Source organism: Ruegeria sp. AF1 (genome assembly GCF_056542125.1).
This window is the reverse complement of the sequence record NZ_JBQFZG010000001.1, coordinates 568,448-581,344: the sequence shown is the minus strand read 5'-3', so window position 1 is coordinate 581,344 and position 12,897 is coordinate 568,448. Positions and strand designations below refer to the sequence as shown.

General features: G+C 56.9%; 14 protein-coding genes. 8 read left to right on the top strand and 6 right to left on the bottom strand.

The window, feature by feature from the left end:
• Position 1 precedes the first annotated feature (1 nt).
• On the bottom strand, positions 2-184 hold the full coding sequence (locus tag ACR0BK_RS02835; RefSeq protein ID WP_480493037.1) for a hypothetical protein: 183 nt from the start codon (positions 182-184) through the stop codon (positions 2-4).
• Positions 185-263: 79 nt separating this feature from the next.
• Positions 264-1,133, bottom strand: coding sequence for a helix-turn-helix domain-containing protein (locus ACR0BK_RS02830; RefSeq protein ID WP_480553714.1), 870 nt, complete (start codon positions 1,131-1,133; stop codon positions 264-266).
• Between the two features lie 108 nt (positions 1,134-1,241).
• Here ACR0BK_RS02830 and ACR0BK_RS02825 point away from each other — a divergent pair, with 108 nt between their 5' ends.
• From ACR0BK_RS02825 to ACR0BK_RS02815, 3 genes are read left to right on the top strand one after another with little or no spacing between them, the layout of a single operon-like run.
• Positions 1,242-1,445, top strand: coding sequence for a DUF2061 domain-containing protein (locus ACR0BK_RS02825; protein ID WP_267366130.1), 204 nt, complete (start codon positions 1,242-1,244; stop codon positions 1,443-1,445).
• A complete protein-coding gene (locus tag ACR0BK_RS02820) occupies positions 1,438-2,340 on the top strand; it encodes a fatty acid desaturase (RefSeq protein ID WP_480553713.1) in 903 nt (300 codons plus the stop codon). Before ACR0BK_RS02825 ends, ACR0BK_RS02820 begins: the two co-directional genes overlap by 8 nt.
• Positions 2,341-2,361: 21 nt before the next feature.
• Positions 2,362-3,264 (top strand): EamA family transporter, encoded by a 903-nt coding sequence (locus tag ACR0BK_RS02815; protein ID WP_480553712.1) that lies wholly within the window; start codon positions 2,362-2,364, stop codon positions 3,262-3,264.
• Here ACR0BK_RS02815 and ACR0BK_RS02810 read toward each other — a convergent pair.
• From ACR0BK_RS02810 to ACR0BK_RS02795, 4 genes are all read right to left on the bottom strand, one after another.
• Positions 3,261-4,607, bottom strand: coding sequence for a DEAD/DEAH box helicase (locus tag ACR0BK_RS02810; RefSeq protein ID WP_480553711.1), 1,347 nt, complete (start codon positions 4,605-4,607; stop codon positions 3,261-3,263). The two genes, ACR0BK_RS02815 and ACR0BK_RS02810, sit on opposite strands and share 4 nt — an antisense overlap.
• Positions 4,608-4,793: 186 nt before the next feature.
• A complete protein-coding gene (locus ACR0BK_RS02805) occupies positions 4,794-5,723 on the bottom strand; it encodes a glycosyltransferase family 2 protein (RefSeq protein WP_480553710.1) in 930 nt (309 codons plus the stop codon).
• Complete coding sequence (locus tag ACR0BK_RS02800; protein WP_480553709.1) at positions 5,720-6,463, bottom strand: hypothetical protein; 744 nt, start codon at positions 6,461-6,463, stop codon at positions 5,720-5,722. Before ACR0BK_RS02800 ends, ACR0BK_RS02805 begins: the two co-directional genes overlap by 4 nt.
• Positions 6,464-6,512: 49 nt before the next feature.
• A complete protein-coding gene (locus ACR0BK_RS02795; RefSeq protein WP_480517299.1) occupies positions 6,513-8,117 on the bottom strand; it encodes a peptide chain release factor 3 in 1,605 nt (534 codons plus the stop codon).
• A gap of 109 nt (positions 8,118-8,226) precedes the next feature.
• Between ACR0BK_RS02795 and ACR0BK_RS02790 the strand changes: the two genes are divergently transcribed.
• The 5 genes from ACR0BK_RS02790 to ACR0BK_RS02770 all read left to right on the top strand — a co-directional run bounded on the left by ACR0BK_RS02790 (position 8,227) and on the right by ACR0BK_RS02770 (position 12,887).
• Positions 8,227-8,589 (top strand): SnoaL-like domain-containing protein, encoded by a 363-nt coding sequence (locus ACR0BK_RS02790; protein ID WP_480517297.1) that lies wholly within the window; start codon positions 8,227-8,229, stop codon positions 8,587-8,589.
• Positions 8,590-8,661: 72 nt separating this feature from the next.
• Positions 8,662-9,441 (top strand): SDR family oxidoreductase, encoded by a 780-nt coding sequence (locus ACR0BK_RS02785; RefSeq protein ID WP_480553887.1) that lies wholly within the window; start codon positions 8,662-8,664, stop codon positions 9,439-9,441.
• A 2-nt stretch (positions 9,442-9,443) separates the two neighbouring features.
• Entirely contained in the window at positions 9,444-10,556 is a 1,113-nt protein-coding gene (locus tag ACR0BK_RS02780) for a hypothetical protein (protein ID WP_480476759.1), read from the top strand.
• Between the two features lie 106 nt (positions 10,557-10,662).
• Positions 10,663-11,712, top strand: coding sequence for a methyltransferase domain-containing protein (locus tag ACR0BK_RS02775; protein WP_480553708.1), 1,050 nt, complete (start codon positions 10,663-10,665; stop codon positions 11,710-11,712).
• Positions 11,713-11,819: 107 nt separating this feature from the next.
• Positions 11,820-12,887: an ABC transporter ATP-binding protein gene (locus ACR0BK_RS02770; RefSeq protein WP_480517756.1), complete on the top strand. Its 1,068-nt coding sequence runs from the start codon at positions 11,820-11,822 to the stop codon at positions 12,885-12,887.
• Positions 12,888-12,897 lie beyond the last annotated feature (10 nt).

Below are 12,897 nucleotides of genomic sequence, written 5' to 3'. Positions count from 1 at the left end.
CTCAGCCTTGGTTTGGACCACGGATCTGGCGGATGGTCCGACGGACCGCTTGCCAGTCCTGGGCCTCTTGCCGATTCCCGGCAGCTTCGCAGTCGCGCATTTTTTTCGCGGCTTCGGCCTCGGCTTGGTCTCCATGGGCGGCAAAAAGTGCACGTGCGTATTGAGCGGTTTGAATTGCGTCCATTCCTGTGCTCCTCCGTCTGTGTTCGGAATGCCTTATGGTTCGCGCCATAGTAAAATAGCACAGGTTGAGCGCTGCTGCATCACCCGTCGCGGGAAACCGCCGTTCTGAGGCAACGCAGGTGGTTTGGAAAATCCCGGGCGACCACTTCGGCCTCACGTACCAGCGTGTCGAAATGGCGTGAGAATGTCTCGATCCGATCCCGGTCGCGGAAGGCCATATAGTGACTTCCCGCGTAGAATACACAGAGTAGCGGGCCGAAAATCGTTACCGGTGCCGAATAAAGCCGTTTTGCGTCAAACAGATAGATGCGCATCCGCGGATAGAGCTGTTCGCACAGCGCCAACAGGTGATCGATCTGTTCCAGCCGAACCTCTGGGCTGAGATCTTGATAATACCCGGTGCCGTTTGCAAAGCTTTCGATTTCGAATAACGGCATGGCGATCTCATAGTCCGACTGGGCGCTGCGCATCCAAGTCAGACGATCCGCCGACGCGCCGATGGCTTGATCAGCGGTCCGGCCCAGATGCGGGGCGTATTCCCATTCCAGTATCGCACGCGTCTTGAGCATGTCGGGCAAGGTGGCCGGGACATAGCGGATTTTGTACCCGGCGGCCTCCTGATGCCACTCGAAGATACGTTCATCGACAAGGGCGCGGGGGGCCTCGGTAAAGGTCAGCGAGCTTGCCAGAAGCTCAGCCGCGCTTTCCGGCCTGTCGGAAAGGCTCAGCAACCAGTCGGCCGATACACCAAGCGCCGCTGCGCATCCGCCAACAACATGTGCGTTGGGCAACCGAGCACCATTATCTGTCAGCAATTGGGAAACGGTCGAGCGGTCAACGCCAATATAGCGCGCAAGGGCACTTTGGCTGACATGGCGCTCTTCCATCGCGCGGGCTAGGCGGAGACGAAACTGGGAGGCGCGATCGCGCTTGTCGATATTTACCTGCATGTCATGATTTTTATCACTGTTGTTGAATTTTGTTAATCATATTCAGAATTTCCAATACTGGGGTCCGGATGTAACGCTTTTGAGTAAGAAAAAGGAACGGGGTTCGGAATGGAAACGCGGCGAAGATCAGTCGTGAAAGCAATCGTTTGGAATGCGATGGGGTTGGCGATCATGACAATGGTGGGCTTGTTGGCAACAGGCTCGGCCGCTGTAGGAGGGGCGCTGGCGTTGGTGAACACGGCCATCGGCCTGACGATGTACGTGATTTACGAAAGAATCTGGGCGAACATTTCGTGGGGACGAAATGGCTGATCCCACTGCACCCAAATCACCCGAATGGGGCACGTTATTCCTGATTGTCTTGTGTTATGCGGCATGGCTTGCCGGTTTGTTTTGGTTGGCGCTTGCATCCTTGTGGTTGGCAGTCCCGGCTCTGGGTGTCGTTGCGGCTCTGCATTCGTCACTGACGCATGAAGCCCTGCATGGGCACCCCTTTCGTGCCAAATGGCTGAACGAGACGTTGATGGCACTGCCGTTGACATTGGCCATTCCGTATAGCCGCTTTCGGGACCTGCATCTGGCGCATCATCAGGATGCCACCCTGACGGACCCTTATGACGACCCGGAATCGAATTATCTGGATCCGCATATCTGGTCGGGATTGCCGCGGCTGGCGCAGATGATCTTGAGCCTGAACAACACGCTGTTGGGGCGGATGGTGTTGGGTCCTGCTCTTGGTCAGGTTCTGTTTATGCGGGACGAATGGCGTGGATTTATGCGCGGGGACAAGGCGATCCTGCTAGGATGGGCTTTGCATTTGCCCGGTGCGGCGGCGGTGCTGTGGGTGGTTGCGCAATCGGCCATGCCGGCCTGGGCCTATCTGATCGCAGCCTATCTGGGGTTGTCGCTTTTGAAGATCCGCACGTTTCTTGAACATCGTGCACATGAAAAATCCCGCGCCCGCACGGTAATCATCGAAGATCGCGGACCTTTGGCTTTTCTTTTTCTGAACAATAACCTGCACGTCGTTCATCATATGAATCCGGCCGCTCCTTGGTATCGCCTACCTGCATTGTACCGGGACGGAAAGGACAGGTACTTGGCTTGCAATGAGGCTTATGTTTACCGGTCCTATACACAGATCTTCCGGCAGTATTTCGTTCGCGCAAAAGACCCTGTGCCACATCCTCTCTGGCCAAAGCCTTGATTTATCGACACAACGGGTGGCATGAGTCTCTGGATTCCTGTCACCATAGCCGCCGCCAGTTTTCAGACTGTGCGTTTCATGCTGCAAAAGTCCCTGGCCAGCGTGAAGCTGTCTGCTGCAGGTGCAACTTTTGCGCGGTTTGCCTATTCTATGCCGTTGGCCGTTATCGGGCTATGTGTTGCGTTGCAGTTAACTGGGGCGAGTATGCCCCAGCTCAGCAGTTTGTTCTGGCTTTACGCGGTTATCGGCGGGACAGCGCAAATCCTTGCTACGATCTGCGTGGTGGCGCTGTTCAAACAACGCAATTTTGCCGTTGGAATTACCTTCAAGAAAACCGAAGTGATCCAGACCGCGATTGTTGGCTTTTTGGTCTTGGGGGACAGTGTATCGCGCGGCGCATTGATCGCGATCCTGTTGGGGTTGATGGCTGTGCTTTTGTTGTCAAAAACACCCGGAGGGGACGGACCCTGGTGGCGCCATCTGACCAATCGGGCTTCGCAATTGGGGCTTGGATCAGGTGTTTTGTTTGCGTTTTCCGCCGTCAGCTATCGTGGGGCTTCACTGCAACTGGGCGATATCGATGCGTGGTTCCGGGCGCTGGTAACACTGGCAGTGGTGGTGACATTCCAGTTTACCAGCATGGGGATATGGCTGCTGTGGCGCGACCGCGCAGAACTGCACGCAGTCTGGCAGACGCGGAATACCGGAGTGTTCGTCGGCCTGACCAGCCTCGGTGGCTCGTTTTGCTGGTTCTGGGCCTTCACCTTGCAGAATGCGGCTTACGTCAAAGCTCTGGGGCAGGTAGAGCTGATCTTTAGCCTCATGGCTTCGATCCTATTCTTCCGAGAAACGATCACCCGGCGCGAGATCGCCGGGATGATGTTGCTTGGGTTCTCGATTTTAGCGCTTGTGCTGGCAATCTAGCTGGCGCGACGCTCGTCAAAGCTAAGCGCGATGAAGCTGGGCAGGTGATCTCCCATGCCCACGACGGTCTGGCCGGTGCCTTCCTTGCGCCCACGACTGTGCCCCTTCGGCTCGCGATATTTTTTACCTTCTTTCATGCTTTCGGGGGCCTTAGCCTTTTTCTCGGGCTTCGGCTGTTCGGGCTTGGGCTCTTCCTGAACCGGGTTGTCTATGCGCGGGATGTCTTTCTGGATCAGCTTTTCGATCGCAACCAGTGCTTTTTCGTCGCGTCCCGAGCAGATTGTGATGGCCTTGCCTTCGCGCCCGGCGCGACCGGTGCGGCCAATGCGGTGCACATAATCCTCGGGGTGGCTGGGGACGTCGAAGTTGAACACATGGCTGACAGCCGGAACATCCAGACCGCGTGCCGCCACGTCTGAGGCGACCAGCAGGCGCAAGGACCCGTCACGGAATCCATCCAATGTTTTCATCCGCTGCGACTGGTCCAGATCGCCATGGATGGCGGCGGCGTCGTAACCGTATTTCTTCAGCGACTTGGCGCAGATGTCGACATCTGTCTTGCGGTTGCAGAAGATGATCGCGTTGGTGCATTTGTCACCTTCGGCATCGATCAGCGCGCGCAGAAGGCCGCGCTTGTTGCTGGCCTCGCGGTCACGGCGCCCACCTTTGAACATGACGACGCTCTGTTCAATGGTTTCGGATGCGGTGGCCTGCCGGGCCACTTCGATCCGGGCAGGGGCCGACAGGAACGTATCGGTGATCCGCTCGATCTCGGATGCCATTGTCGCCGAGAAGAACAGGGTCTGCCGGGTGAATGGTGTCAGTGAGAAGATGCGCTCGATATCGGGGATGAACCCCATATCCAGCATCCGGTCCGCCTCATCCACCACCATGATCTGAACACCGGTCAGCAACAGTTTGCCGCGCTCGAAATGATCCAGAAGACGGCCCGGCGTGGCGATCAGAACGTCGACGCCCCGGTCGATCAGGGCATCCTGTTCCTTGAAGCTGACGCCGCCGATCAACAGTGCTTTGGTCAGTTTCAGGTGCTTGGTGTAGGTGTCGAAGTTCTCCGCTACCTGCGCTGCCAGCTCACGCGTGGGGCATAAGACCAACGAACGTGGCATGCGTGCACGTGCGCGACCGCGGGCCAACAGTGTGATCATCGGCAGAACAAAGCTGGCGGTTTTGCCAGTACCAGTCTGGGCAATGCCCAAAACATCGCGCCCTTCCAATGCGGGTGGAATCGCACCTGCCTGGATCGGAGTTGGGGTTTCGTATCCGGCTTCCTCAATGGCTTTGAGGACCTTCGGGTTCAGGTTCAGTTCGTTAAATTTTGTCATGTAAGTCCGGTTTAATGCGGACACTTGACCTGGCCCGCGCGTATAAGATGTGCCGGGCCCGGATGGCCATGCCCGTGATGCGGCATATCGGCTTGGACGCGGACATAACAAATACGTGGGTCGGGGTCAAATGAAGACCGCAGAATCTTGGTTTGATTGAAACAGGTTCGAGTTTTGCGCAACAATTCAGCAGCTTCCGGGAAAGTGTTTCGCCAGTTTCCCGTCCAGATTCAATGCGCGGTGGCGGATCAGCCCATTCTGCTCCAGCCGGGCGCGGACTTCTGGGTCAGCGCCGCTCATCTCGTTGAAGAACGCGCGCAGCCCATCCTCGCCGTGTTCGCTTTCAATCCAGCTGAGCAATTCATTCTTGTTCAGCCCGCCCATCTCGCGAGGGGCATTCGGAGCCATACCAGCCTGATACGAGCCGCGATCCATGCGGAACGGATAGTGTGCGATCCAGTGATCCCAGTCCGGCGCGTGGCGGTGGCATAGATCGACCTGTGCAAGCTCGTAATTGCACGGCCGCAATTTCCCGTTCTGAAACAGGTTGTGGATACGAAAACTCAGACGTTTCAATCCCGTGCGCACAAACAACTTGCCCTGTACATGGCTGAGGAACCCGCCAAGGACGAAAGCCCCATAGTTGGGATAAAGCATCTCAATCAACTCTGTACGGGCCGGGCTTTGTGGCACATGAGCCTTGTACAGGTCTTCACCGCCTGCCAGCGCCTCGATTGGGCGGACACGGGCGGCGTGAACCTTGGCCGGGATATCGCGCAACACATCCGAGATTGGGGTCGGCGACCACAGGAACTCGTCAACATCGATATGGGCCAGCCAATCCAGGTGCGTGTCGCGATAGGTGTATGTTGCGTTGACCGATTGGCGAACTTGGTGCTTTTCCGGTCGCGTGCGTTTTAGCTTTTGCCAATAGGCGTCATCGCAAACCTTTACGCAAACACCGGGATGTGCCTTCAGCGCCTCGAACGTGCGCTGGTTCGGTTCATCCAGATAGATATAGATGGTCTCGGCGCCCAGATCGAGGTGATGGGCCACGAACCGAAGGACATCTTCGGTCGGGCCCCTGACCATCGACACGACACCCCATGTGGTCATGTGCGCTGCGCGCGCACTTCGCGCATGCGTTTCAGGCGCCGAAAGATACCGCCGGGATCTCTGTTGAGCTCGGTCATCAAGTGATCGACCAGCGGCGCGATGGTGGTATCGCTTAGGGCCTTGGTCCAGACCGGAGCAATCAGATTGACATCCAGTCCGCCACTTCCAAGGGAAAACCCTTTCATCTGATAGGGCAGCGGGACACTTTTCAAATTCTGGTGTTGAAACGGTGTTTCCGGGGTCAGCCCCGAAAAGCGCCTTTCGAACTCATATAGCTTCATCATGCCGAACAACATGCGCAAAGCGTGACCAACCTCGCGCTGAGTTGCAGTTTGACCGTGGTCCGCAAAGGTCTGAACCGACGAGACCAGCCATCGCAAATCAAGCGTGGACAGAAGGTGGTCAGACTGTTCGTCCCAAAGGCGGCAAAACAGAAGCGGGGCGTGACGCGGGAAGGACCGCTTTCGCAGGTTCGAGATCAACTGGGCATTCAGGAAGGCAAGTTCCGAGTTTCCGACAAATTCCCGCGCAATCTGAGCACGCTTGCGATCCCAACTTGTACTGGGCTTCGGCGGGGGCACAGTCGCACTTTCGGGCAATGTTCGACCGGCCAGTTCAATAAGGTCAATGTCAAGGTCAGGCAAAGAGGTGGTGCCGAACTGAAACGGGCTGCGCCGGTTTTCATACCTGTCCAGCATGTCTGGAAGACCGCCGGGGAAAGTCAGTTCATCCTTGTTCATGCGCGCAGAATTGCACAGGCTGACTCGGCTGTGCAATCAGTCAGTTGGATCACACCATCATCTCTTTGGTGGCGGTCAGATTCAGGGCGGGATAGTCCCGAACCACCCGGTCGATGTCCCATTGCAGCCGGGTCAGATAGACAATGTCGCCGTCATGGTCGTGCGCGATGTGCTGCTTATTTGCATTCACAAACTTTTCGACCTCAGCCTTGTCACCGCTGACCCAGCGGGCCGAGGTGAACTGAGACGCCTCGAAACGCACAGGCAAGCCGTATTCCATCTCGATCCGGCTGGCGAGCACCTCGAATTGCAGCGCGCCGACGACACCCACGATAAAGCCTGACCCAATTGAAGGTTTGAACACCTTTGCCGCGCCTTCTTCGGCAAACTGCATTAGGGCCTTTTCCAGATGCTTGGCCTTCATCGGATCACCCGCACGGACGCCTTGCAGCAGTTCCGGCGCGAAAGAGGGGATGCCGGTGACGCGCAGCGCCTCACCTTCGGTCAGCGTGTCACCGATGCGCAGCTGGCCGTGGTTGGGAATGCCGATGATGTCTCCGGCCCAGGCCTCTTCAGCCAGTTCCCGGTCAGATGCCAGAAACAGCACCGGGTTTGAAATCGCCATCGGTTTTTTCGACCGCACATGGGTCAGTTTCATACCGCGTTTGAAATGGCCTGATGCCATGCGGACAAATGCCACCCGGTCGCGATGCTTGGGGTCCATATTGGCCTGAACTTTGAAAACAAAGCCCGCGACCTTCTTTTCATCCGGAGAGATCTGGCGGGGTTCGGCTGATTGCACCTGCGGCTGTGGTCCATATGCGCCGATGCCTTCCATCAGTTCCTTGACGCCGAACGAGTTGATGGCCGAGCCGAACCAGATCGGGGTCATATGCCCTTCAAGCACCGCCTGCGGGTTCAGCGCGGGCAGCAACTCGCGCGCCATCTCAACCTCTTCCAGCAGCTTTTCCAGCAGGTGTGCAGGAACATGTTCCGACAGTTTCGGGTCATCAAGCCCGTTAATTTCGATGCTCTCGGCCACCTTGTTGCGGTCGGCGCGGTCCATCAGCTCCAGCCGGTCACGCAGCATGTCGTAACAGCCGATAAAATCGCGACCCACGCCAATCGGCCACGCGGCGGGGGTGACGTCGATGGCCAGCATCTCTTGAATTTCGTCGATGATCTCGAACGTATCGCGGCTTTCTCGGTCCATCTTGTTGCAAAAGGTCAGAATCGGCAGATCGCGCAGGCGGCAGACCTCGAACAATTTTTGCGTCTGGCTTTCGACACCCTTCGCGCCGTCGATCACCATCACGGCCGCATCCACGGCCGTCAGTGTGCGGTAGGTATCTTCCGAGAAATCGCTGTGGCCGGGCGTGTCCACCAGATTGAACCGGAAATTCCCGTAATCGAAGGACATTGCCGAGGCCGAGACCGAGATGCCGCGATCCTTCTCCATCTGCATGAAGTCCGAGCGTGTCCGCCGTGCCTCGCCCTTGGCGCGCACCTGACCAGCCATCTGAATGGCTCCCCCGTAAAGCAGGAACTTTTCCGTCAGCGTCGTCTTGCCCGCATCCGGGTGCGAGATGATGGCGAATGTCCGGCGACGGGCAATCTCGGGCGGCAGGGTAGGTTGGTTCGAGGTATCAAGCATGACCGCGCGTATAGGCGGGGAATCCTGCCGAAGCAAGACAAAGGGGCTGGTTCGAATCACAGGCTTATGGCAATAAGAACATATAGTGAACAAATTGTGGAGAAGACCAATGGATTTGAAAGAGATTGCCAACGAGTTGGTGGCCGGCTGCCGCGAGGACCGCGCCAAGGAAAATCTTGAGAAATTGTATGCGTCAGACGCAGTTTCTGTTGAAGCGGTCGATTACTCAGGCATGGGGCGCGAAATACAGGGGCGTGATGCGATCCGAGGCAAACATGAATGGTGGGAAGGCGCCCACGAGGTTTCGGGCGCTTCGGTCAGCGATCCGTTTGTACACGGCGAAGACCGTTTTGCGGTGATTTTTGAAGTGCAGGGCAAGGTAAAGGAAACCGGCGAATCCTTCGATATGCGTGAAGTGGGTGTCTATCACGTCGCAGATGGTAAGATCGTGCGGGAAGAGTTCTTCTACTGATCCCAAGCCATTTCTGGTCTTCCCTGTCTGGCCGATGCTAGACATGCGGCAATGACTGACAGGGAGGATCCGATGGATCTTGGTATAAAAGGAAAGCGCGCGCTGGTCTGTGCCAGTAGCAAAGGGCTGGGTTTGGGCTGTGCCGAGGCTTTGGCTGAGGCTGGCGTAAATCTTGTGATGAATGCGCGTGGTTCGGACGCTTTGGAGAGCGAGGCGGCACGCCTCAGGTCAGAGCATGGCGTCGAGGCACAAACAGTCGCTTGTGACGTGACGACTGCGGAAGGGCAGGCGAAGGTGATCGAAGCGGCGCAGGGCGTTGATATTCTTGTGACAAATGCCGGTGGACCGCCGCCGGGGTTATGGGCGGATTGGGAGCGTGATGATTTCATCAAGGCGCTGGATGCCAATATGTTGACCCCCATTGCGTTCATGAAAGCGCTGCTTCCCGGAATGATGGACAAAGGTTGGGGGCGGGTGGTGAACGTCACCTCACAATCCGTGCGCGCGCCAATTGCGGTGCTGGGGCTTTCGAATGCAGCCCGCACGGGTTTGACCGGATATGTCGCAGGAACTTCACGCCAGGTTGCACCGCATGGCGTGACCATCAACAACCTGCTGCCCGGCATTCACGCTACGGATCGTGCGGATGCGCTGGACAGCGGCGTGGCTTCCCAGCAAGGCATCTCGATCGAAGACGCACGCGCAAACCGTTCGGCAACCATTCCCGCGCGACGCTATGGAACACGGCAGGAATTCGGGGCTGCCTGCGCGTTCCTGTGCTCTCATCATGCGGGGTTCATCGTTGGTCAGAACATTCTACTGGATGGTGGCGCAACCAATTTGACGATGTGACCATGGCACAAGGGTTTTCGTTGAAAGATCAGATGTTCAACGCTGAGAAAGTAAATTATCTCAGCGGTTTGTTTTCCGATTCTCATGCAGAATTTGATGCCCCGGCATTCCGATCTGCGGTCATGTCGCGATTGCTGGAGTTAGAGCTGAAGGATCGGATCATCTGGATCGCCACATGCCTGCAACAGGCGGTACCCGGTGATTTGCCTGCTGTTGCCCCGACGATCCTGCGTGCCTTGCCTGCACCTTTGGACCCGACGAAGACGGATGACGACTTTGGCGATTTCATCTTTGCGCCGGTCGGTGAGTGGGTGGCGACCATAGGACTTGAGCATACCGATCTGGCATTGGACGTGATGGAGGAACTGACACAGAGGTTTTCCATGGAATGGGCAATCCGACCGTTCCTTAACCACGACCCGGACCGGGTATTGCGGCGGATGCAGGACTGGTGTTCTCATGACAGTTACCATGTGCGCAGGTTGGTCAGCGAAGGCACGCGCCCCCGATTGCCATGGGGGCAGGCGGTTGGATTGGGTTTGCAGGACCCGCTGCCGTTGCTGGACAATTTGCACATAGATGCGACGCGATATGTCACCCGGTCCGTATCCAATCACCTGAATGACATCACCAAGAAAGACCCGGATCTGGTATTGGATCGTCTGAAGGCGTGGCGCAACCAGGGTCATCAGACTCAGGACGAACTGGACTGGATGACGTCACACACCCTGCGCGGGCTTGTGAAAGCGGGGCATCCCGAAGCAATGAAGATGTTAGGCTATGACCCGGACGCGGACATCGAGGTCGCGGTCAACCTTAATTCGGAAGCTCAGATTGGTGACGCTCTGGCCTTTTCCGTCGCTTTGAAAGGGGTCGGAGAGCTGCCAGTTCTGGTTGACTATATCATTCATTTTCAAAGACCTGGCGGGAAAATCTCAGCCAAGGTGCACAAGTTGAAGCAGGCGGCTTTGAAGAACGGGAAACTGACGCTGGAAAAACGCCACAAGTTGAAGGGTGATGCCACAACGTTCAAGTTGGTTCCCGGCGCGCACCGGCTGGAGGTTCAGGTAAATGGCAAAATTCGTGCAGGCGTGGACTTCGACCTGCTTGGGTAAAACCGCGCGGGACCGCTCACGCTTTCGTCAAAAACGCCTTCCCCGGATTGCGAACCCCCGGTGGCTGCATTAGCTCGTACATGACCATTTGCGAGGGAAAAGCGCGATGAAACATGAATCGGTGCAGAACTATTATGGTGAAGTCCTGCAAAGCAGTGCTGACTTGCAGACCAATGCGTGCTGCACGCCTGACGACATGCCCGACCATGTCAAAAAGATCCTTTCAAAGATTCATGACGACGTTCTGACTCGCTACTATGGCTGCGGTCTGATTGCCCCACTTGACCTTGAAGGCACGTCGATCCTAGATCTGGGGTGTGGGGCCGGGCGGGATGTATATGCCTTGTCCGTCATGGTCGGTAAGACGGGCCGGGTAGTGGGTGTCGACATGACGCCCGAACAACTGGACGTCGCCCGCGCTCATCAGGATTATCACGCCGAGGCATTTGGATATGCCCGCAGCAATGTGGAATTCCATCACGGCTATATAGAAAAACTGGATGAGCTTGATCTGGAACCCGGATCGTTCGATATCATCGTCTCGAACTGTGTCATCAACCTGGCCACGGATAAGAATGCGGTTCTGCGCGGAGCACATAGGTTGTTGAAAGAGGGCGGCGAGATGTATTTCTCGGATGTCTATGCAGACCGCCGTATTCCGCAGGCGATGGCCGAAGACGAAGTTCTTTATGGCGAGTGCCTGTCCGGCGCGCTTTATTGGAATGATTTCCTGTCAATGGCTCGAACGGCCGGTTTCGGCGACCCGCGCCGCGTGACACATCGTCCGCTGACGATCGAAAATCCCGTACTGGAAGAGCGTGTTGCGCCGTTGAAGTTCCTGTCCGCGACATACCGTCTGTTCAAACTACCTGCATTGGAACCGGCTTGTGAAGATTATGGGCAAGCCGTGATCTATAAGGGAACCGTGCCAAACGCACCGCATGAATTTGGTCTGGATGACCACCACGTTATAGAAGCCGGCAAGGTGTTTCCGGTTTGCGGCAATACCTGGATGATGCTGAAAGAAACGCGATTTGCCCGTCATTTTGACTTTATCGGCGATTTTTCGACCCATTATGGTATTTTCGAAGGCTGTGGTGGCGAAAGCCCGTTTGAAGCCATGGGTGCATCTGTCGCTTCTGGCGGGTGTTGCTGATCCCTTGCACCTGAGGGGCGGGGTTGCTATCCCCGCTCAAGCCCGATGGATTTGATCGGGAAAGGTAACGGGGTCCATCGGTGACAGGTAACGCAATTCCACCGCGTCTGGAAATTCGCAACATTATCCGTCGGTTTGAAGGCCGGGTTGTTGTGGATGATGTTTCACTGACCGTTCAGGCAGGCAAGGTGACCTGTCTGCTGGGGCCGTCGGGCTGCGGGAAATCCACCACGTTGCGCATGATCGCCGGGGTCGAAATGCAGGACTCGGGTGAGATTTATGTTGATGGCAAGCTGATCTGCGACACCGTCTTCCGGGTGCCTCCGGAACGGCGCGAGATCGGTCTGATGTTTCAGGACTTTGCGCTGTTCCCGCATCTGAGTGTGGCTAAAAATGTGGCCTTTGGTCTGAAGGGCAGCAAGGACGAAAAACGCGCCCGGGTCGAGGAGTTGTTGCAGAAGGTCGACCTGATGCGATTCATCGATGGTTTTCCGCATCAACTATCGGGTGGCGAGCAACAACGCGTGGCGTTGGCGCGTGCCCTGGCGCCGCGCCCGCGCATCATGCTGATGGACGAGCCCTTTTCGGGCCTCGATAACCGTTTACGTGATGGTATCCGTGACGAAACGCTGGCCATTCTCAAGGAAGAAGATGCCGCTGTACTGCTGGTCACGCACGAGCCGGAAGAAGCGATGCGCATGGCCGACGAGATCGCCCTGATGCGGCGTGGCAAGATCGTGCAACAGGGCGCGCCCTATAACGTCTATACGCGTCCCGCGGATAAGGCGGCGGTGGCATTTTTCAGTGATGTCAACGTTTTGCGGGCGCAAGTGAATGGCGCATTGGCGGATACGCCCTTTGGTCAGTTCCTGGCACCGGGCATTCCGAATGGTACGGATGTCGAGATCGTCTTTCGCCCTCAGCACATCAAGCTGGACTTTGACCGCAACGGCAGGGGGCCATTGCCGACACCAACAGACGGTGTTGCGGCCCGTGGTGTCGTCGAACGCGCGCGATTTCTGGGAAATGAAAGCCTGGTAGAGTTTCGCATGGACTATGATGGCTCGATCCTCAGGGCTACGGTTCCAAACGTGTTTGTGCCCAGTCCGGGCCGGGTGATGTGGCTGACCATCCGCCGCGACAAGTGCTTCGTTTTCCCCGAAACAAGGCGCTGATCCATCGATT

Coding starts and splice junctions, on each gene's coding strand:
- ACR0BK_RS02835 (WP_480493037.1), bottom strand. CDS start 184: ATGGACGCAATTCAAACCGCTCAATACGCACGTGCACTTTTTGCCGCC.
- ACR0BK_RS02830 (WP_480553714.1), bottom strand. CDS start 1,133: ATGCAGGTAAATATCGACAAGCGCGATCGCGCCTCCCAGTTTCGTCTC.
- ACR0BK_RS02825 (WP_267366130.1), top strand. CDS start 1,242: ATGGAAACGCGGCGAAGATCAGTCGTGAAAGCAATCGTTTGGAATGCG.
- ACR0BK_RS02820 (WP_480553713.1), top strand. CDS start 1,438: ATGGCTGATCCCACTGCACCCAAATCACCCGAATGGGGCACGTTATTC.
- ACR0BK_RS02815 (WP_480553712.1), top strand. CDS start 2,362: ATGAGTCTCTGGATTCCTGTCACCATAGCCGCCGCCAGTTTTCAGACT.
- ACR0BK_RS02810 (WP_480553711.1), bottom strand. CDS start 4,607: ATGACAAAATTTAACGAACTGAACCTGAACCCGAAGGTCCTCAAAGCC.
- ACR0BK_RS02805 (WP_480553710.1), bottom strand. CDS start 5,723: ATGACCACATGGGGTGTCGTGTCGATGGTCAGGGGCCCGACCGAAGAT.
- ACR0BK_RS02800 (WP_480553709.1), bottom strand. CDS start 6,463: ATGAACAAGGATGAACTGACTTTCCCCGGCGGTCTTCCAGACATGCTG.
- ACR0BK_RS02795 (WP_480517299.1), bottom strand. CDS start 8,117: ATGCTTGATACCTCGAACCAACCTACCCTGCCGCCCGAGATTGCCCGT.
- ACR0BK_RS02790 (WP_480517297.1), top strand. CDS start 8,227: ATGGATTTGAAAGAGATTGCCAACGAGTTGGTGGCCGGCTGCCGCGAG.
- ACR0BK_RS02785 (WP_480553887.1), top strand. CDS start 8,662: ATGGATCTTGGTATAAAAGGAAAGCGCGCGCTGGTCTGTGCCAGTAGC.
- ACR0BK_RS02780 (WP_480476759.1), top strand. CDS start 9,444: ATGGCACAAGGGTTTTCGTTGAAAGATCAGATGTTCAACGCTGAGAAA.
- ACR0BK_RS02775 (WP_480553708.1), top strand. CDS start 10,663: ATGAAACATGAATCGGTGCAGAACTATTATGGTGAAGTCCTGCAAAGC.